At 54.9% G+C, this 20477-nt stretch carries 17 protein-coding genes; 15 read left to right on the forward strand and 2 right to left on the reverse strand.

Annotation, left to right across the window (positions count from 1 at the left end):
* Positions 1 to 15 precede the first annotated feature (15 nt).
* The 4 genes from F7R27_RS18755 (at position 16) to F7R27_RS01130 (ending at position 4456) form a co-directional block, all read left to right on the forward strand.
* Entirely contained in the window at positions 16 to 975 is a 960-nt protein-coding gene (locus F7R27_RS18755) for an ORF6N domain-containing protein (RefSeq protein ID WP_151702383.1), read from the forward strand.
* Positions 972 to 1190 carry a hypothetical protein gene (locus F7R27_RS01120; protein WP_206060334.1) on the forward strand — a complete coding sequence of 73 codons (219 nt, stop codon included), beginning with the start codon at positions 972 to 974 and terminating at the stop codon, positions 1188 to 1190. The genes F7R27_RS18755 and F7R27_RS01120 overlap by 4 nt, the downstream gene beginning before the upstream one ends.
* Positions 1191 to 1273: 83 nt before the next feature.
* Positions 1274 to 3529 (forward strand): LemA family protein, encoded by a 2256-nt coding sequence (locus F7R27_RS01125; RefSeq protein ID WP_151702384.1) that lies wholly within the window; start codon positions 1274 to 1276, stop codon positions 3527 to 3529.
* Positions 3530 to 3667: 138 nt separating this feature from the next.
* Positions 3668 to 4456 carry a type 2 periplasmic-binding domain-containing protein gene (locus tag F7R27_RS01130; RefSeq protein WP_151702385.1) on the forward strand — a complete coding sequence of 263 codons (789 nt, stop codon included), beginning with the start codon at positions 3668 to 3670 and terminating at the stop codon, positions 4454 to 4456.
* Positions 4457 to 4460: 4 nt separating this feature from the next.
* On the opposite strand, the gene F7R27_RS01135 is transcribed toward F7R27_RS01130, so the two are convergent.
* On the reverse strand, positions 4461 to 5366 hold the full coding sequence (locus tag F7R27_RS01135; RefSeq protein WP_151702386.1) for a LysR family transcriptional regulator: 906 nt from the start codon (positions 5364 to 5366) through the stop codon (positions 4461 to 4463).
* Positions 5367 to 5539: 173 nt separating this feature from the next.
* Here F7R27_RS01135 and F7R27_RS01140 point away from each other — a divergent pair, with 173 nt between their 5' ends.
* The 4 genes from F7R27_RS01140 (at position 5540) to F7R27_RS01155 (ending at position 11071) form a co-directional block, all read left to right on the forward strand.
* Positions 5540 to 9103, forward strand: a complete 3564-nt coding sequence (locus F7R27_RS01140) for an indolepyruvate ferredoxin oxidoreductase family protein (protein ID WP_151702387.1) — start codon at positions 5540 to 5542, stop codon at positions 9101 to 9103.
* A 139-nt stretch (positions 9104 to 9242) separates the two neighbouring features.
* Positions 9243 to 9773, forward strand: a complete 531-nt coding sequence (locus F7R27_RS01145; protein WP_151702388.1) for a YqhA family protein — start codon at positions 9243 to 9245, stop codon at positions 9771 to 9773.
* A gap of 75 nt (positions 9774 to 9848) precedes the next feature.
* Positions 9849 to 10166, forward strand: a complete 318-nt coding sequence (locus F7R27_RS01150; protein ID WP_151702389.1) for a DUF7352 domain-containing protein — start codon at positions 9849 to 9851, stop codon at positions 10164 to 10166.
* Between the two features lie 11 nt (positions 10167 to 10177).
* Positions 10178 to 11071 carry a LysR substrate-binding domain-containing protein gene (locus F7R27_RS01155; RefSeq protein WP_151702390.1) on the forward strand — a complete coding sequence of 298 codons (894 nt, stop codon included), beginning with the start codon at positions 10178 to 10180 and terminating at the stop codon, positions 11069 to 11071.
* Positions 11072 to 11212: 141 nt separating this feature from the next.
* Here the strand turns inward: F7R27_RS01155 and F7R27_RS01160 are convergent, their stop codons facing one another.
* Complete coding sequence (locus F7R27_RS01160) at positions 11213 to 11584, reverse strand: DUF6746 family protein (protein ID WP_151702391.1); 372 nt, start codon at positions 11582 to 11584, stop codon at positions 11213 to 11215.
* Between the two features lie 263 nt (positions 11585 to 11847).
* On the opposite strand from F7R27_RS01160, the gene F7R27_RS01165 reads away from it, so the two are divergent.
* From F7R27_RS01165 to etfB, 7 genes are all read left to right on the forward strand, one after another.
* Entirely contained in the window at positions 11848 to 12612 is a 765-nt protein-coding gene (locus F7R27_RS01165) for a substrate-binding periplasmic protein (protein ID WP_151702392.1), read from the forward strand.
* Positions 12613 to 12738: 126 nt separating this feature from the next.
* Positions 12739 to 13716: a dipeptidase gene (locus tag F7R27_RS01170; RefSeq protein ID WP_151702393.1), complete on the forward strand. Its 978-nt coding sequence runs from the start codon at positions 12739 to 12741 to the stop codon at positions 13714 to 13716.
* Positions 13717 to 13784: 68 nt separating this feature from the next.
* Entirely contained in the window at positions 13785 to 14318 is a 534-nt protein-coding gene (locus F7R27_RS01175; RefSeq protein WP_151702394.1) for a DUF5943 domain-containing protein, read from the forward strand.
* Between the two features lie 15 nt (positions 14319 to 14333).
* Positions 14334 to 16403 (forward strand): dimethylglycine demethylation protein DgcA, encoded by a 2070-nt coding sequence (gene dgcA, locus F7R27_RS01180; RefSeq protein WP_151702395.1) that lies wholly within the window; start codon positions 14334 to 14336, stop codon positions 16401 to 16403.
* Between the two features lie 13 nt (positions 16404 to 16416).
* Entirely contained in the window at positions 16417 to 18378 is a 1962-nt protein-coding gene (locus tag F7R27_RS01185) for a (Fe-S)-binding protein (RefSeq protein WP_151702396.1), read from the forward strand.
* Positions 18375 to 19643: an electron transfer flavoprotein subunit alpha gene (etfA, locus tag F7R27_RS01190; RefSeq protein ID WP_151702397.1), complete on the forward strand. Its 1269-nt coding sequence runs from the start codon at positions 18375 to 18377 to the stop codon at positions 19641 to 19643. The genes F7R27_RS01185 and etfA overlap by 4 nt, the downstream gene beginning before the upstream one ends.
* The gene (gene etfB / locus F7R27_RS01195; RefSeq protein WP_151702398.1) at positions 19633 to 20457 is read left to right on the forward strand and encodes an electron transfer flavoprotein subunit beta; all 825 of its coding nucleotides are present in this window, start codon (positions 19633 to 19635) and stop codon (positions 20455 to 20457) included. Before etfA ends, etfB begins: the two co-directional genes overlap by 11 nt.
* Positions 20458 to 20477: the final 20 nt, after the last annotated feature.

Genomic DNA, 20477 nt, shown 5'->3' on the forward strand with positions numbered 1-20477 from the left:
TGAAGGAATCAGGGTATGACAGGTAAAGAGCACATTGCGCTTGCACTGCGTGAAGAGAGTTTGAGCGGGCTGATCTACACCGTGCGTGGGAAGGAGGTGATGTTGGACAGCGATCTGGCTCGGCTTTATAAGGTTGAATCCAAGCGGCTGAATGAACAGGTAAAACGGAACGTCGAGAGATTCCCCGATGCTTTTCGTTTTCAGCTCAAACAGGATGAGTTCGATGCTCTAAGAACACAAATTGCGACCTCAAGCGAGTCTGACGACTTGAGGTCGCAATTTGCGACCTCAAGTGAACATGGAGGCAGGCGCTATCTCCCCTATGTATTCACCGAGCAGGGTGTGGCCATGCTATCGGCTGTTCTGCGTAGCGAAACCGCCATACAGACCAGTATCCACATCATCAACGCCTTCGTCACTATGCGCCGGTTCATGTCTGCCAAAGGAGGCCTGTTGCAACGTATGGACACTCTGGAGCAACGGCAAATTGCACATCAGATCAAAACCGATACTCGATTCGATCAGGTTTTCGATGCGTTGGAACTGAAAAACCTGAGCCCGACCCAGGGTATCTTTTTTGACGGCCAGATCTTCGATGCCTATGTGTTCGTCAACGACCTGCTGCGGCAGGCAAAACAATCCATCGTCCTGATCGACAACTATGTTGATGACAGCGTCTTGCAACAACTCGCCAAACGCAGAAAAGGTGTCAGCGCTATGGTACTGACTAAAGCTATTAACAAGACTCTGGCTCAGGATATCAAGAAACACAACGCCCAGTATCCACCGGTCACCATTCAGCAATTCATCAGTAGCCACGACCGTTTTCTGATTCTGGATGGTGATACGGTCTACCATATTGGTGCTTCACTGAAGGATCTGGGCAAGAAGTGGTTTGCCTTCTCCCGTATGGATAAGACGGGGCTGAATGTTATGGAAGCGGTGCGGAAAATTCAGCAAGGAGAAAAAATATGACCCAGCAGACCCAAGACCCGCGGCTTGTCATTGTTGATACTCCCTTCGATTGCAACGAGAGTGAACAACCGTTTGGAAAGCGCTGGCGAGAGGAGCGGATCACCCTGACGGTGGAGCACCTTACTGCATTGCAACACGGCAAGCTGGTGGCGTTGGATGTGCAGGGAGAGTATGTGGTGTATCTTGAGCAGGCTGGGGTAAAGAATTCATCATGACCAACGACTAGTGTCGTGATGCTTGTATCAGTTATACGCTATGCTGAGGCCTTTGCTGACACAGATGTCGGGATCAGAACCCCATGATTAAAAAACTATTTCTCGCACTTCTGGCAACTCTGCTTCTGGTAGTGGGCTACTGGCTGTTGTCGTTGGGTTTTGGCTCACTCAACCAGTTTCGTCAGATTGAACGGCTCCCAAGTGTGCCCATCGTGGCCGCGCTGCCGGGCGAAGTGAACCTGAATGGCGTTGCTCAGCCAACATCAGATCGGGCGTTCATCACCTCGCCGGATACCGGTACCCTGTCACTCTATTTTCGCTATCATATCGAGCGCGAGGAGCGTGACTCCGATGGTGATACGAGTTGGCGCACCGTCAGTAATCAGATTGAGTCGCTACCCTTTCTGCTGCAGGATAACAGTGCACAGATCCTGATCGATGCCACCGGGATGTCAGCCTCTCTGCCTATTTCGCATCGTAGGACCCAGGGCGATATGCGTTACACCGAGTATCGCATCGAGCCGGGGCACTCCCTGTTTATTCTCGGCTATCTGCTCGAAGCGGAAGTGGGCGAACCGCGCGTTGTGTTCAACCATCCCGGCCACTATACCCCCATGATATCGGCCTTCGGCGAAGCGCATGAGCGCAGTGAGATCGCTTTTCTCAGTCTGGTGATGATACTGGTGGGTATTGCGGCGGCTGCTATTAGCGTTTATCTGTTTTGTCTGTTACTGAGGGTGCATAAAACGGCGGTGCTGTTGTCCCTGCAAACACTGGTGCTGATGCTGATGCTGGCGTATCAGGGGTTCAATATGGCGCAGCAGGATGTTGAGGAGGCTGTGCAGAATCTGGAGCGGGCCGAACAGCGAGGGCTGGTCGCGATTCAGGTCATCCTGGATGATGCTGGGATCAGTTGGCAGGGCGACTGGTCCAAACTGCCGCCTGCGGAACGACTCGGATCACTCAACGAGCAGCAGCTTCAGCGCCTGCTTGGCATCCGCCATTTCCTGCTCTCGTCCCACTGGCGAACAGACAGGTTGTTGTCGGCCTGGCCGGAGCGACTGTTTGCCGCACAGTATCAGCTACCGTCGTTGATGCCGACAGCAGATGAGAAGCAGGTGCAGCAACAGCAGCGTGTTGATTTTACCTCGACCCGTCTGCAGGGGTGGCAGTCGGTATTTCTGGTTGGTATCGGGCTGGGGTTGCTCTGGCTGCCTGCACGATTCGGCTACAGGCGCGTGAAACTCAAGCGACTGATCGAGAATCTGCCGACCACGCCACTCAATGGTATTGCCTATGGTTTGACCGAGGTGGTTGGTTTTGCGCAGTTGCCGACAGGGCGTGAGCTCCTGAAGGGACCACTGACCGGTCGAGACTGTCTGGGTTATCTCTATCGGGTTGAGGAAAGGCGCTCAAGCGGCAAGAAGGAGAAGTGGGTCACGATACAATATGATGCCGAACTGCACCCCTTATGGCTGACAGAGGAGGAAGGTAAGGCACATGTCGAGATACTTCCCCGCTCCAGCGAGATCATCATGCGCAAGCCTGTCAGTAAAATAGAGGGGAATCACCGCTATACCGAAACCGTGATAGAGCCGGGTGCGGAGCTCTATGTACTCGGCCCGGCACTGGTGGCTGAGGAGCGTGCCGAGCTGCAGATCCGTGCAGGAGAAGAACAGGAACCTTTCATCATCAGTGATCTGAGCGAACAGGAGGTGATGCTGATGAAGGTCCAGGGTGGTTTCGCCTGGCTGACGGCGAGCCTGATTGGTGGTGTGATGCTGGCGCTGGGGCTGGCCGGTACCTGGGGTAGCTTTGGTGCCTTGCCTTGGCTGTTGTGTGCAATGATGCCGCTATTCTATCTGCTGACTGCGCTGGGTATTCTGATGTACAACGATCTGGTGTTTCTGCGTCAGCGTGCGCGCAAGACCCTCGCCAATATTGAAGTATCGCTGAAAAAGCGCAGCGATCTGATCCCTGCTCTGGAGAAAGTCGCCAAAACCTATCTGCAGCATGAGCAATCAGTGCAAAGCGAGCTGGCACAACTGCGTACGCAACTGGGTAAATCAGCCTGGAGTACAGAGGAAAGTAATGCCTTCCTACAGGCCGAGACTTCATTACATGCCATGTTGCTGGCCCGTGTGGAGGCCTATCCGGATCTCAAGGCGGATGAAACACTTCGCCAGCTGATGCACAGCCTGACCCGGATGGAGGATGAGGTCAGTCTGATGCGCGTCGGTCATACCTTGGCGATCGAACGCTACAATACCCGTCGCCAGCAGTTCCCGGAGGTGATTCTGGCGGGAGCTTTCGGTTTTGGGCCATTGCAATCTGGCTGAGATCAATAAGAGACACTACACTGACTGAAAATACTATGAGACGCTGATATGAAGCGGTCCCTTTCGTTGATTCATCTTCTCCTACTTGCTTCCATAGCTTTGCAGTCAGCAGCAGAAACAAAGCGTGCTGTTGTAACAGTGTCGCCACAATCGGTTCTTGATGGCAGTCACGATTATTTTATCGGCCTGTTGCAACTTGCTCTGGACAAGGCTAACGATCTGCTGGAGCCGGTAGAGATAGAGTTTTATGGAGAGCCTCTGACGCAGGAACGGGCTTTCATTGAGCTTGCGAATGGGGAAGCCCTGCATGTGTATTGGTCCGGCGCGAGCCAGAAGCGTGAAGAGGTCGTTATAGCGATACCCATACCGCTGTTGAAAGGTCTCCTGGGGTTCAGGATGCCTGTCATCCATGCCCAGTCTCTGGAACGCTGGCGAACAATTGAATCACTTGAATCTCTGCGTGAATTCAGCGCCTGTCAGGGTAGTGTCTGGCCCGATTCCGATATTCTGGAAGCAGCAGGGCTTCCGGTTGAACGCGTATTTGCCTTTGAACAGATGTACCTGATGTTACATGCTGGACGCTGTGATTATTTTCCGCGCGCTATAAGTGAGGTTTTCGCCGAGCTGGAGCAGGTCAATCAAGTCATACCCGATCTTGTTGCTGTGGAAGATCTTATCATCCACTATCCTTTCCCCATGTATTTCTTCGTCACGCCGACGCAGCCTGATCTGGCTGAACGAATCAGGGAGGGACTGGAGAAGCTGATCGACTCAGGTGAGTTTGATCAGTATCTGCAGACTCACCCCGCCACAAAACGTGTTTTTCCATTCAGCCAGTGGCAAGGGGCTCGCATCATATCATTGAGCAATCCACTATTGCCCGTAACCGCACAGCCAGAAAATCCACGCTACTGGATAAATCCCTGATTTATTAGCTCCCGCAGGCATGAATCAGAAACTGCCGAAACGCATCCGCCTGCTCACTGAGCTTCACACCGGGTTTCCAGATCAGACCCACCTCCATATGAGGTACAGCATCGGTGATCGGGCGGGCTTCGATTTTTTTTCCTTCCAGTGACCAGGGGCGATACACCATGTCCGACAGGATGGTGATGCCGAAACCGTGCGCGATCAGCCCACGCAGCGCCTCGAGAGATCCGGTACGAAACCCTGTGTTGGGGTTCAGTCCTTGCGATTGCCAGTAGCGCAGTGTGGATTCCTCACCTTCGTCTACATTTAACTGGATGTAGGTGTAGGGCTCGATATCGTTCAGCGAGGGAAATGGGATGCTTGCCAGTGGGTGATCCGAGGCCATCCACAACTGACGACGCGAGCGGATCAGGACATGCTCCTCCAACGTTGAACGCTCGGGTCGGTTGGAGAGGATAACGATGCCCAGCTCGATCTCTTCCGCTTCCAGTGCCTGTTCGATCTGTGCCCGCTCCAGATCCTGCAGGTCGATCTCGATATCGGGATAGTTGCGGCGAAAGCGTGCCATCAACGCCGGCAGAAAATAACCCAGTACGGTGTAGGAGGCGGCGATATGGATCGCACCGCCGAGGGTGTGGCTGAGAAATCCCGGTTCGCGCACGGCATCCTGCAGCGAGTCGAGCACATGACGACTATGCTGACAGAAGCTGTGTCCCTCTGCGGTCAGTTCCACGCCATGCGGACGGCGTTCAAACAGACGCACGCCGAGGGTCTGCTCCAGCATCAGCACGGCGTTGGTGATGGCCGACTGGGAGACATGCTCACGGCTGGCGGCCATAGAGAACTGACCAGTTTCGGCCGCGGCTACAAAATATCGCAGTTGGCGCAGGGTGATCTCTTTAGGCATGAGTGACTCCTGAAGCGGGGTTCCCGTGGTATGGGAGTGATATCTGAATTATTAATATCAGGAGACAATATAAGTGATTTGACGATATCGCAAGCGATTCATAGGATGCTATACCAATAAAAATAGAGGGGGATAAGTAATCCTGTCCGACCTCAAAGACCTGGAGAGATGTGATGACGGCGACGCTGAAGAGTGCGGCTGAACAGGAGCTGCGTGAGATCACCCTGGATGATAAATATACCCGAACGGATGGGCGTATCTACATCAGTGGCACTCAGGCGCTGGCTCGTCTGCCGATGCTGCAGAAAGAGCGTGATCGCCGTGCCGGCCTGAATACGGCTGGCTATGTCTCCGGATATCGCGGCTCCCCTCTTGGCGGTCTGGATATGGCGTTGTGGCAGGCGAAAAAACATCTGGCCGACCATGATGTCGTGTTCCAGCCAGGCGTCAATGAGGATCTTGCCGCCACAGCCGTCTGGGGTACTCAGCAAACCAATCTCTACAACAGCGCCCTGTATGATGGCGTATTCGGCATGTGGTATGGCAAGGGACCGGGTGTTGACCGTTCCGCGGATGTACTCAAACATGCCAACGCTGCCGGCAGTTCACCACATGGCGGCGTACTGCTGCTGGCGGGTGATGACCATGCCGCCAAATCCTCCTCTGTTGCACACCAGTCTGAACACCTGCTGATCGCCTGCGGTATCCCCGTCCTCTATCCCTCCAATGTGCAGGAATATCTGGATTACGGCATGCATGGTTGGGCGATGAGTCGCTATTCCGGTCTCTGGGTATCGATGAAGTGTGTCACCGATGTTGTCGAATCTTCCGCGTCGATTGATGTCGATCCCGATAGAGTCGAGGTGGTGATCCCCGAGGACTTCATCATGCCCGAAGGGGGACTCAATATCCGCTGGCCCGATCCACCGCTGGATCAGGAAGCGCGCATGCTGGACCACAAATGGTATGCGGCACTCGCCTATATCCGGGCCAACAAGCTCAACCGTATCGAGATCGACTCACCCAATGCTCGCTTCGGCATCATGGCGGCCGGTAAGGCCTATCTCGATGTGCGTCAGGCGCTGACCGATCTGGGGCTGGATGATGAAGCCTGCGCCCAGCTCGGGATCCGTCTGTACAAGGTTGGCTGCGTCTGGCCTCTGGAGGCTCAGGGTGCACGCGAGTTTGCCACTGGGTTGGAAGAGATTCTGGTAGTGGAGGAGAAGCGTCAGATTCTGGAGTACGCGCTGAAAGAGGAACTGTACAACTGGCGTGATGATGTGCGCCCGCGTGTGTATGGCAAGTTTGATGAGCGCGACAACTCCGGTGGCGAATGGTCAGTGCCCCGTGGTCAGTGGCTGTTACCGGCGCGTTATGAGCTGTCTCCGGCACTGATCGCCAAAGCGATCGCCAGCCGCTTGAATCGGGTCGGCTTGCCGGATGAGGTGCGTGCGCGAATCGAAGCGCGTATCGCCGTGATCGACGCCAAAGAGCTGGAATCTGCACGGCCACGCGAAACCGCCGAGCGCAAACCCTGGTTCTGTTCCGGTTGCCCGCACAACACCTCCACCCGCGTACCTGAGGGTTCTCGTGCGCTGGCCGGTATCGGTTGTCATTACATGGTGATGTGGATGGACCGCAACACCGAAACCTTCAGCCAGATGGGTGGTGAAGGTGTCGCCTGGCTGGGTCAGATGCATTTCTCCGGTGATAAGCATGTATTCGTCAATCTTGGTGATGGCACTTATTTCCACTCCGGCCTGCTGGCGATACGAGCCTCCATTGCAGCCAAGGCAAATATTACCTATAAACTGCTGTATAACGACGCAGTGGCAATGACCGGCGGTCAGCCGGTCGATGGCGTGCTGACGGTGCCACAGATCGTGGCGCAGGTGGTGGCCGAAGGTGCCAAAGAGGTGCTGGTGGTGACCGATGAACCGGATAAATACACCGGTGCCATGACGCTTCCTGCAGGCATCGCCGTGCATCATCGTGATGAACTGGATCAGATTCAGCTGCGACTGCGCGATACCGAGGGTGTCACCATTGTGGTGTATGACCAGACCTGTGCCACCGAAAAACGCCGTCGTCGCAAGCGTGGGCAGTACCCGGATCCCGCGCGTCGTGCCTTTATCAATGATGCTGTATGTGAAGGCTGTGGTGACTGTTCTGTGGCCTCCAACTGTCTGTCAGTAGAGCCGCTGGAGACGGAGCTTGGCACCAAGCGCAAGATCAATCAGTCCTCCTGCAACAAGGACTTCTCCTGCCTGAAAGGCTTCTGCCCGAGCTTTGTCACGGCAGAGGGGGCACAGCCGAAGAAACCACAGATCGCCAAAGGTGGCAGCAGCCCATTGAAGGTTGAAGATCTGCCCCAGCCGAATCTGCCTGTGATTACAGAGCCTTATGGCGTGGTCGTGACCGGTGTCGGCGGTACTGGAGTGGTGACTATCGGGGCGTTGATCGGTATGGCGGCGCATCTGGAAAGCAAGGGCGTTACAGTACTGGATATGACCGGCCTGGCCCAGAAGGGCGGCGCCGTGATCAGCCATGTGCAGATCGCCAACCAGCCGGAGGATATTCATGCCACGCGTATCGCCACGGGGGAAGCGCATCTGGTGATCGGGTGTGATTCGATCGTGACCGCCTCGGTCGATGCCCTGTCACGTACCCGTCGTGATATCACGGCAACTGTGGTTAACAGTGCCGAGGTACCCACTGCAGCCTTTATCGGCAACCCGAACTGGCACTTCCCGAGCGAATCTGCTGAAGCGGATATTCGCGATAGCATCGGCGAGCGTTGTGACTTTATCAATGCTAATCAGTTGGCGCTGGATCTCCTCGGCGATACGCTGTTCGCCAACCCGTTGCTGATGGGTTATGCCTGGCAGAAGGGCTGGATTCCGTTGTCATTGGCGGCCCTGACTCGCGCCATCGAGATGAACAATGTTGCAGTGGATAAAAATCTGCAGGCATTCGGCTGGGGCCGTCTGGTGGCACATCACGGCGAAGCCGAGGTGATGAAGCATCAGGCAGTGAAGGAGGCCGTACAGGTGATCCGTATGCCGGAAACCCTGGATCAGTTGATCGCCAAACGGGTGCAACTGCTGACTGACTATCAGGATGCCGCCTATGCGTCCCGTTTTGAGACAGCCGTGCAGTCGATCAGACAGCTGGAGGAATCTCTGGTTGGTAAGGCGCGCCTGGAGCTGACCGAAGCGGTCGTGCGCAACCTGTCCAAACTGATGGCCTACAAGGATGAGTACGAGGTCGCGCGTCTGTACAGCGATCCGGCTTTCCTCGATAAGCTTCGCGGACAGTTTGAGGGTGAGCCGGGCAAGGATTATCAGCTCAACTTCTATCTGGCACCACCGCTGCTGGCGAAGACCGACGCCAAGGGGCATCTGGTGAAGCGTCGCTACGGCTCCTGGATGTTGCCGATGTTCAAACTGCTGGCGCGCTTCAAGGGACTGCGCGGTTCAGCACTTGATATCTTTGGTCGCACCGAGGAACGGCGTCAGGAGCGCCAGTTGATCGAAGATTATCTGGCACTGCTGGAAGAGTTCAGTCGCAGCCTGAGTGCTGATAAACTGGCGTTGGCAATTGAGCTGGCCTGCCTGCCCGACCAGATCCGCGGTTTTGGGCACGTCAAGGAGCGTAACATGCAGGTGGTGGCTGCTCGGCGTGAAGCGCTGCTGGCTGAGTATCGCGGGCAGGTGCAGTACATAAAGGTGGGATGAAAATATAAGTCAGCGTTACATGGAGCAAGATAAACTGACGTGTGATTTCATGCGTAGTACATGAAAAAGCTGGATAAAAGAGATCAGCAGATAGAGCTGTGCTCACTATAGTGACTGAACTGCAGAGTGGATGTTTGATATGGAAAAAGTCCTCAACTCAAGCCGCTTCTTAGTACTGTTCATTGTCATTATTTGCTCGATTTCAGCGATCTTGCTCTATGTTTCAAGCTTGAATGTTATTTTTAATGTCGTGCTGAATTTTTTTGAGAGAGTGCCGGCGAGTGCCGATGGGGGTAAGAGGCTGGCGGTTCAGTTGCTCAAAATATTGGATACCCTTCTCATCGCTGTTACCTTTCAAATTATTGCGGTCGGGCTATATCGCTTGTTTATCAGCGGGTCGAGCTCTTCTGGGTCAGGTCTTCTCTCGGCTCTTAAAATCAATGACTTTCATGATCTAAAAATCACCTTGATTCAGGTTGCCATGGTAATCATGGTGGTGCTTTTTCTTGAACAAGCTGTTGAAATTGGTGCTACGCTTGAAACCCTGTATTTTGGTGCCTCAATATCACTGGTTATTCTCACTGGTGTATATGCGGCTAAAAGCATGGGGCATCGCTCAGACTCTGCAAAGTTACCCATTACCGAAAACATCGAAAAAACCGATCTATAAATATCAACTATCCTGTTTTTTCGATAAGACTCCAGTGCTATAAATGAACTGTCAACCAAGCACTGGAGGTGTCCCATGAAAACAATCAGACAAGTCTTGCTGGATGCACATAAAGCCGTGAATGAGCTGATTCTGAAGGAAGGTTACAGAATTTTGAAAGCTGAGTTCAGCTTCAATCATTCAATAGTGGTTTGGATAGAGGAGCCTTTGCGTGCTGATCTACCCACTGAGCGCTGCTTTTTGAAAGTGGTTGAGAATAATCAGCCGGTACCCCTGGCATTCGAATACGTGAGCTCAGCTTTTAATCCTTTCGATTCTAAAGCCGTTCATCTATTCAGAGTGCCGGAAAGGGTGGTTCGTGAAGAGCCAGTCTGTCTCTCTGCAGTAGCTTAAGGAAGAACTCTTTGGATAAAAAGATCAACTACAAGCATCTACATTATTTCAGGACCATTGCCAGGGAAGGCTCGATTGCAGCTGCCAGTGAGATTCTGACGCTGGCGCCACAAACGTTAAGTGGGCAGCTGTCACAGCTGGAATCTGATTTTGGTCATTTACTCTTCAAACGCGAAGGGCGAAAACTTCAACTAACACCCTTTGGGCAGCAGGTGTTTGACTACACCGATTCCATGTTTTCCATTGCTGATGAGCTATCGCACTTTCTGAACACCAGCCAGTTGATCGAACGCAATATTTTTCGTGTCGGTGTGTCCTCTTCCATACACAAGCTGATCGTGTACAACTTGATCCAACCCGCCTATGTCAAAACGCCACAACTCCATTTGATCTGTAAAACCGGCGAAACAGAACGGCAACTCAATGAACTGCGTACCCACAAGCTTGATCTCTTGATTACCGACCGGCTTAAAGTGATCGATGATGTTACCTCATTCCAGATTAAAGAGCTGATCAGCTCAGGCATCAGCCTGTTTGCAGCGCCTGATATCGCCAGGAAGCTGAGAGATAAAGGGCTTCCGGATAGCCTGCAAGGTGCGGTGCTGTTAGCGAATGCGCGTAACGCCGTGTATTTTGAGCGACTGATCGCCTGGTTGGCCAAACGCAACATTCATATGCGTATCGGTGCAGAGATTGATGACAGTGCTCTGATCAAGATTTTCGGGTCGCATGGCATGGGTGTGTTTGCAGCACCGACCATGATCGCCGATGAAGTGTGCCGCCAGTACCAGGTAGAGCTTTTATTGGAGATAGACAATGTACAGGACAAAATTTATGCCCTGTACAATGATATATCTAACGCTTCGCCCTGGATTGAAGCGATTTGCAGTACCCATTTCGATTGAGTCTGTTGAGCAGGCGCAGGTGGCTTATTCCTGGCCTGGTCGTCCGGCCTGCTAAGCGGCCAGCGAGAGCTGTCGTTGAGATCTGATATTCAGGCATGCTCGAAGAGTCATGCCTGACTTGTTATGGCAGGGTAGTGCGGATCAGTGCGCGATCTTGCTCGCAACTTCCATGTAGGCGGCACCGTGTTCCTTGACGGCTTCCGGCTGGTAGGTCTCAGATGCAATATGCAGCTCTTCCAGTGTGTCCACCAGAGCCGTTACCTCTTCGTGAATCTTCTCCAGTGCATTCTCCAGGGTGTAGGTCAGCTGGTGAATGTCGGTCATCGCCTGGTCATCGATGTCACCGGCCAGAACGGCTGCCAGCTTCTGGTTGTACTCGCTGAAGTTTTTAACCGCTTCTTCCAGTGTGTTGGATGGCAGGGCTTCGAAATGATCGATACGGTTGTCGGCCAGCAGTGCGCCGGAAACAAAAATTGAGGTTGCAGCCAGAGTGGAGATCAGGAGTTTTTTCATGAGATATCCTTGTCAATTAACTTAATGTAAATCATTAGCATCAGCATTCTATATTCTATCAGCCGATCATGACAAGGTGTTTGCATCAGGATATGCAATGGATTACCACAGGATGCTGATAGACAGATACCCATACAGCTTATATGCTAACTGTATTGTCGTTTTGCTTGATCTGATTCATACGCCGGATGCCGTTCCATACCAGACAGGATGACTGAGCATCAGAATCATGCAGCTCATTCCGGTCAGTATGGAGGGTAGTTGTGTTTTTGAAAGCTCGGTTACTACTGCTCTGTCTGCTGATTTTTATATCCTGCTCTTCACAGGTGTTTGCCCGCGAACTCCGAGTGGGTCTGGGTGAGTTGGATTACCCCCCTTTCTACTTCAAGGAAAACGGCCAGTTCAAAGGTGCAGCGGTAGAGATTGCCGAACAGATTGCCGCTCAACTGGGTCATCAGCTTGTCTATGTGCGCTATCCCTGGGCGCGGGTGCAGAATGCGCTTGAGTTCGGTGATCTGGATATGATGATTCTCTATTTCAGGACACCTGAGCGTGAGAGTAAAGTGGTATACACCGAGACCCCGCACCTCAATGAGTCCAGCCATCTGTTTGTGCGCAGTAACAGCAATATCGATCTGTTATCCAGCCTTGATGATCTGGAAGACAGACTGTTTGGGCATGTGAGGGGGTATGCGCATGGCGAGCAGTACGATAACCATCAGCAACTGAAAAAACACCTTGTACCGGATGAGCGCCACCTGATTCGTACGCTGATCGTCGGGGGGATAGATGTGGCGGTGGGAAACAAGCCGGCCATCATGATGGTGGCTGAACTGGAAGGGCTGGAAGATGAGATAGTCTTTCTGAATACGCCTATCGATATAGGCCCTAATTTCTTCGCCTTCTCCAGAGTACTGCCGGATGCCGAAGCATTGGCGCGTGACTACTCGGAGCAACTCAGACAGTTCATGCCATCCGATGAATATCGTCAGATCCTGATGACGTATGGATTCGATCTGACGGAATAGTCGCTAATACGACAGTCCTGACGTTTTCAGAATTATTCCCGTCGCATTCAAGAGACCTCTTCAGCAGGTACAGGGCTATTCTGCGAGCATTGAAACTGATAATGCCCGTTACCCTGGAGAGTCATCATGACACCTGCCGAACTGCACCAAGATGCCATCGTCATCGATGGTCTGATCATTGCGAAGTGGAACCGTGAACTGTTCGAAGATATGCGCAAAGGCGGCCTGACGGCGGCAAACTGCACCGTATCTGTCTGGGAGGGGTTCCAGGCGACTGTGAATAACATCGCCGCCAGCAAGAAGCTGATCCGCGATAACAGTGATCTGGTGATTCCAGTGCGCACCACTGCCGATATCCAGCGCGCCAAGGATGAAGGCAAGACCGGTATTCTGTTTGGTTTTCAGAACGCTCATGCGTTTGAGGATCAACTGGGCTATATCGAGGTGTTCAAGGAACTCGGCGTCGGTATCGTACAGATGTGCTACAACACCCAGAACCTGGTTGGCACCGGCTGCTACGAGCGTGATGGTGGTCTGTCCGGTTTCGGGCGTGAAGTGGTCGCTGAGATGAACCGTGTCGGTATCATGTGTGACCTGTCCCATGTTGGCTCCAAAACCTCCGAAGAGGTGATTCTGGAATCGCAGAAACCTGTGTGCTACTCCCACTGCCTGCCATCCGGTCTGAAAGAGCATCCGCGTAACAAATCCGACGAAGAGCTGAAGTTCATTGCTGATCATGGTGGTTTTGTCGGTGTGACCATGTTCGCGCCCTTCCTGAAGAAAGGGATCGACTCCACCATCGACGACTACGCCGAAGCGATCGAATATGTGATGAATATTGTCGGTGAAGATGCGATCGGTATCGGTACGGACTTCACTCAGGGACATGGCCAGGATTTCTTCGAGTGGCTGACCCACGACAAGGGCTATGCACGTCGTCTGACCCGTTTCGGCAAGATCGTTAACCCACTGGGTATCCGTACCGTCGGTGAATTCCCCAACCTCACCGAAACCCTGCTCAAGCGAGGCATGAGTGAATCTCAGGTACGCAAGATCATGGGTGAGAACTGGGTCCGTGTTCTGAAAGATGTCTGGGGCGAGTGATCACTCCCGCTGGATAGTTACTGCTGAATAATACATTTAATAAAAAATGCTTTTTATAGGTGATCACCGTGGCAAAAATCGCTCCTGAACTTCCCATCGAAGTTGATTCCGAAACCGGCGTATGGACATCTGACGCCCTGCCGATGCTGTATGTTCCCCGGCATTTCTTCATCAACAACCACCAGGCAATTGAAGAGGAGCTGGGCCCTGAGCGTTACGCGCAGATCCTGTACAAGGCAGGTTACAAGAGCGCCTGGCACTGGTGTGAAAAAGAGGCTGAGCTGCATGGCCTGTCGGGTGTTGACGTGTTTGAGCACTACATGAAGCGCCTGTCGCAGCGTGGCTGGGGCAAGTTCATCACCGAAGAGATCGATCTGGCCGCAGGGACCTGCAAGGTGCGTCTGGAGCACTCAGCGTTCGTGTATCACTATGGCAAGGTGAACCGCAAAATTGAATATATGTTCACCGGCTGGTTTGCCGGTGCAATGGATCAGATCCTGGAAGCGCAGGGCAGTTCACTGCGCACCGTTGCGGAACAGACCCAGAGCGGCGCCGAAGAGGGCTGCGATGTCGGTTACTTCGTTACCCGTCCTCTGATCTGAGAGTAGGAGTGAGTCATGTCCCAGTTTGATGCCATTTTCCAGCCGATCCAGATCGGTAACCTGACGATCCGTAACCGCGTGGTCAGTACCGCACATGCCGAGGTGTATGCTACCGATGGTGGCATGACGACGGATCGCTACGTTAAATATTATGAAGAGAAAGCCAAGGGCGGGTGCGGTCTGTGCATCTGCGGTGGCTCCTCTGTTGTCTCCATCGACAGCCCTCAGGGCTGGTGGAGCTCGGTCAATCTTTCTACTGACCGGATCATCCCGCACTTCCAGAATCTGGCCGATGCCGTGCACAAGCATGGCGGCAAGATCATGATTCAGATCACCCATATGGGTCGTCGTTCACGCTGGGATGGCTATGACTGGTCCACCCTGATGTCACCCTCCGGTATCCGCGAGCCGGTGCATCGCTCCACCTGCAAGACGATTGAGGAGGAGGAAATCTGGCGCGTTATCGGTGACTTCGCTCAAGCGGCACGTCGTGCCAAAGAGGGTGGTCTGGATGGTGTCGAGCTATCCGCAGTGCACCAGCACATGATCGACCAGTTCTGGAGTCCGCGAGTCAACAAGCGTACCGATGAGTGGGGTGGCAGTTTCGAGAACCGCATGCGCTTCGGTATGGAAGTATTGAAAGCGGTGCGTGCTGAAGTGGGGCGTGACTTTGCCGTGGGTATGCGTATCTGTGGCGATGAGTTCCATCCGGATGGTCTGACACACGACGATATGAAGCAGATCGCAGCCTATTATGACGCCACCGGCCTGCTCGATTTCTTTGGCGTGATCGGCTCTGGCTGCGATACACATAACACGCTGGCTAACGTGATTCCGAACATGTCCTTCCCGCCGGAGCCTTTCCTGCATCTGGCTGCGGGCATCAAGGAAGTGGTCAAGATTCCTGTCATTCATGCTCAGAACATCAAGGATCCGAATCAGGCACAGCGTATCCTTGAAGGGGGCTATGTCGATCTGGTCGGTATGACGCGTGCGCATATCGCTGATCCGCACATTATTGCCAAGATCAAGATGGGTCAGATCGATCAGATCCGTCAGTGTGTGGGTGCCAACTACTGCATCGACCGCCAGTATCAGGGGTTGGATGTGCTCTGTATTCAGAACGCTGCAACTTCGCGTGAGCACATGGGTGTGCCGCATATCATTGAGAAAACCGAAGGGATCAAACGTAAGGTTGTTGTGGTTGGTGGTGGCCCAGCCGGTATGGAAGCGGCGCGTGTTGCTGCCGAGCGTGGTCATGATGTCACACTGTTTGAAGGCAAGGATCAGTTGGGTGGCCAGATTACCACGGCGTCCAAGGCTCCACAGCGCGATCAGATTGCCGGCATCACCCGCTGGTATCAGTTGGAATTGGCACGCCTGAAAGTGGATCTGCGTCTGGGTACCTATGCCGATGAGCCGACGATCAAGGATCTGCGTCCGGATATCGTGGTGCTGGCGGTCGGTGGCAAGCCGTTCGTTCAGCAGATGCCAGAGTGGGGTGCCGACGAAGGCTTGATAGTCAGCAGCTGGGATGTGCTGGATGGCAAGGTTGAGCCAGGCAAGAATGTACTGATCTACGACACCATCTGCGAATTCACCGGTATGTCGGTTGCGGATTACCTGTCCGAGAAGGGCGCTAAGGTTGAGCTGGTAACTGATGATATCAAGCCAGGTGCGGCCGTGGGTGGCACTACCTTCCCGACCTACTATCGCAGCCTGTATGCCAAAGAGGTGATCCTGACCTCTGATCTGGCACTTCACAAAGTCTATCGCGAAGGTGATCAACTGGTGGCCGTGCTGGAAAACGAGTACACCGGTCAGATGGAGGAACGTGTTGTTGACCAGGTAGTGGTCGAGAACGGCGTGCGTCCGGATGAAGCGCTCTACTACGCGCTGAAGCATCAGTCACTGAACAAGGGGCAGATCGATCTAGAGTCGCTCTATGCGATCAAGCCTCAGCCGAGCCTGAGCGAGTCGACTGAGGGTGACAGCTTCCTGCTGTTCCGGATCGGTGACTGTACGGCTCCGCGAAATACTCATGCCGCGATCTATGATGCGCTGCGTTTGTGCAAGGATTTCTGATTAGAGTGTGCTTATGCTCAATATAATCTTACCTGTACTGATATTTGCAGCGCTGGCGCTGGCGGTGGTCGGCGCAGTGCGCCGCATCAGCCTGTGGCGTCAGGGCCGGCCTTCGCCGGTATCGCTGCTGGCGGGTCTGGCTGCAATGCCACGCCGCTACCTGGTGGATCTGCACCATGTGGTTGGGCGTGATAGCTATATCTCCAATACACACGTTGCCACGGCGGGTGGCTTTGTCGCCGCGGCCGTGTTGGCGATACTGGTGCACGGGCTGCAGCTGGAAAGCCGTATCCTGGCCTGGGCGCTGCTGGCCGCGACCACCTCCATGTTTGTGGGTGCATTGTTTGTCGCCAAACGGCGAGTCAATCCGCCATCACGCCTGTCCAAAGGGCCCTGGATGCGTTTGCCGAAAAGCCTGATGGCATTTTCGCTGGCGTTCTTCCTGATCACCCTGCCGGCGGCTGGTATTCTGCCGCACGGATTCGGTGGCTGGGTGCTGGCGCTGCTACTCGTAGCGCTGGTGGTCTGGGGGTTGGGTGAAATGTTCTTCGGCATGACCTGGGGCGGGCCGATGAAGCACGCCTTTGCCGGTGCACTGCATCTGGCCTGGCATCGTCGCGCCGAACGTTTTGGTGGAGGCCGCTCCACTGGGCTCAAACCACTGAATCTGGACGATCCAAACGCGACACTCGGGGTTGAAAAACCGGCTGATTTCACCTGGAACCAGTTACTGGGTTTTGATGCCTGCGTGCAGTGTGGCCGCTGTGAAGCAGTCTGCCCGGCGTTTGCGGCAGGTCAGCCGCTTAACCCGAAAAAACTGATTCAGGATATGGTGGTCGGTCTGGCGGGTGGCAGCGACGCACACTATGCCGGCTCTCCCTATCCCGGCAAGCCGGTAGGTGAACATCAGGGTGATGCACACAGCCCGATCGTGGCACGCGAGGGCAAGGCGCTGGTCGATGCCGAGACGCTCTGGTCCTGCACTACTTGTCGCGCTTGTGTCGAAGAGTGTCCGATGATGATCGAACATGTCGATGCCATCGTCGATATGCGCCGCTTCCTGACGTTGGAACGTGGTGAAACGCCGAACAAGGGTGCCGAGGTGATCGATAATCTGATCGCTACCGACAACCCCGGTGGGTTTGCTCCGACGGCGCGCATGAACTGGGCCGCCGATCTCAACCTGCCAGTGCTGGCTGAAGTGAAGCGCACTGACGTGCTGCTGTGGCTCGGTGACGGCGCCTTCGATATGCGCAACCAGCGCACGTTGCGCGCTTTCGTCAAGGTGCTGCGCGCGGCAGGTATCAACTTTGCTGTGCTCGGTAATGAAGAGCGTGACAGTGGTGATGTGGCGCGTCGGTTGGGCGATGAAGCGACCTTCCAGAGCCTGGCGCGGCGCAATATCGCCACGCTGGCGAAGTATAGCTTCCGCAGTATCGTTACCTGTGATCCGCACAGTTTCCATGTGTTGAAGAATGAGTATGGTGAGCTGGGTGGCGAGTATGTCGTTCATCATCACACCACCTTCATCGGCAAGCTTCATGAGGATAAAAAGCTCAATCTGCGCGGTTGGAAAGGCGGCAAGGTCACCTATCATGATCCCTGCTATCTGGGGCGCTACAACGGTGAATATGAAGCACCACGTGCCGTACTCAGAGCCCTGGGTATCGAGGTGGCGGAGATGGAACGCTCCGGTTTCCGTTCACGCTGCTGTGGTGGCGGTGGCGGTGCGCCGATCACGGATATTCCCGGCAAACAACGTATCCCCGATATGCGCATGGAAGATATCCGTGAGACGGGTGCCGAGCTGGTCGCTGTGGGTTGCCCACAGTGTACCGCGATGCTGGAAGGTGTCGTGGAGCCACGGCCCGAGATCCGCGATATCGCCGAGTTGGTTGCTGATGCACTGATTGAACAGGCTGACGCCGTGGATGCCACGGCAAAAAAGCCGCAGGTTGAGGAGGCGCTGGCATGAGTGACATTATTCGGCGAGACCCGCGTAAAGCGTGGATTGCGCGTAACCGTCTGCATCCGGAGCATGCCAGCGTGCTGGCTGAACTGGGGATGGGTGATGCACAGCCCGCTCAGTGGATGGGACCGAATGGCGTGATGCGCAAGGACCCGCACCGGGTTGGCTTTATCGGCCCTGCTGGCATCAAGCGTATCGACCGCAGTGGTGTTCAGGGTGCGCCGGGTCAGGTGCAGGCGCGCAGTACTGCTGCGCAGGACACACGCACAGCAGTGCTGATTGCCGAGCCTGCCTTTCATATTGTGGTGGTACCGGATATGGCTGGTGGCCGTCTGTCGGCGCATGATCGTGATCTGCTGGGTCTGGCTCGGCAGATGGCTGATAAAAATGCCAGTGCCCAGGGCGCCGTCGTGGCGATTGTGTTCGGTGAACTGAAAGAGGACAGCTGGGGCGAGGCGGGTATCGACCGATTGCTGCACCTCAGTGATGCCGCACTGGAGGGTTACTCCCCTGAGTATCGCATTGCGATTCTCAGCGCTGCCGAACGCGAGCTGAAACCGCGTTACTGGCTGTTCCCGGACTCCAGTCTGGGTGGCGGCGATCTCGGTCGGCGTCTGTCGGTACGTATCGGTGAGCGGGCAGCCACGCAGGTGTGGCAGGTGGATCTGGAGAGTGAAACACCGCGTTGTACTGGCCGAGGGGCTGCAGGCCGTAAGGATATCACCCGTGATCTGCCGCGTGTGCTGTTGGCACTGGCTGAGTGCGGCGAGCCGGTCAGCGATACACGTCATGAGGCGCAAGCTATCCAGTTGCAGCAGCCTCTGCCAGAGCAACTGGTACGTATTGAGGATCTGGGCGCTGTAGCGGTCGATCCAGCCAGTGTCGCCCTCAGCGAGGCCGAGTTCATCCTGTCGGGTGGTAACGGGGTGCGTGACTGGGATGGCTTCCATCAGGCGGCACGTGTGCTGGGCGCCACCGAGGGAGCCTCGCGTGTTGCCGTGGACGATGGCTTTATGGCGCGTGATCGTCAGGTTGGTGCGACTGGCACCTGGGTGACGGCACGCGTTTATATGGCGGTGGGTATTTCGGGTGCGATCCAGCATCTGCAGGGTATTCAGAGCTGCGATAAGGTGATCGCGATCAACATGGACCCAGGCTGCGACATGATCAAGCGTGCTGACCTGGCCGTGATCGGTGATTCAGGCGAGATACTGTCCGAGCTGGTCAAACGTGTGGATGGACTGAAGCAGGAGAATCGAGATGTTGCTTAGTACCCCTAGGTCATCCGCCGACAAGACCGCTATCAAGGTGGCCGTGTTGCTGTCGGTTGGCAGTCATCCTCTGACCGGGCGTGGCCGTCGTGCCGAACAGGATGCCCGTGCACTGGAGATGGCGCTCGCCCTGCCGCAGGCTGATGCACAACTGATTCATGCCGGACGCCTGAATGATGAGAGTGAACCGGCGTTGCGCAGCTATCTGGGCATGGGGCCACAGCAGATGACGCTGATTCAACAGCCGAAACAGGCGGATGTGCTACCGGCGCTGGAGAAACATCTGCGTCAGTTGGGACCCAAACTGATTCTGTGCGGTTCACGCGCCGAAGCCGGCGAAGGCTCAGGCCTGCTGCCCTATCTGCTGGCCGAAAAACTTGGCTGGCCGTTGATCAGTGGCCTGGCTGCAATCGAGTCAGTGGATGGCAGCAGTGCTACGGTGTTGCAGGCATTGCCCCGTGGTCAGCGTCGTCGCCTGCGGGTGAAGTTGCCAGCGCTGTTGACGATTGATAGTGCGGCGCCCGTGGCTCGCCAGTCGGCCTTCGGCCCGGCCCGCCGTGGTCAGTTGGCAGAGGTCGATGCGCCGGTGCAGATGGATACCGAGCAGGAGGGCTGGGAGGTTCAACCCGCCCGTAAACGCCCGAAACGTCTCAAGATCATCAAGGCCACTTCGGCCCGGGATCGTTTCAAGGCGGCAGCGGCTAAGTCTGAAGGCAGCGGCGGCCAGGTGCTCAAAGATATTACGGCAGCCGAGGGTGCCGATGCTGTTTTGAAACTGCTGATGGAAGAGGGGGTGCTGCGCGTCAGTAGTTGATCACGAATAGCAGAGCACGA

The sequence above is a fragment of the Nitrincola alkalilacustris genome, assembly GCF_008973755.1.
In the GTDB taxonomy this organism is placed as follows: Bacteria; Pseudomonadota; Gammaproteobacteria; order Pseudomonadales; family Balneatricaceae; genus Nitrincola; species Nitrincola alkalilacustris.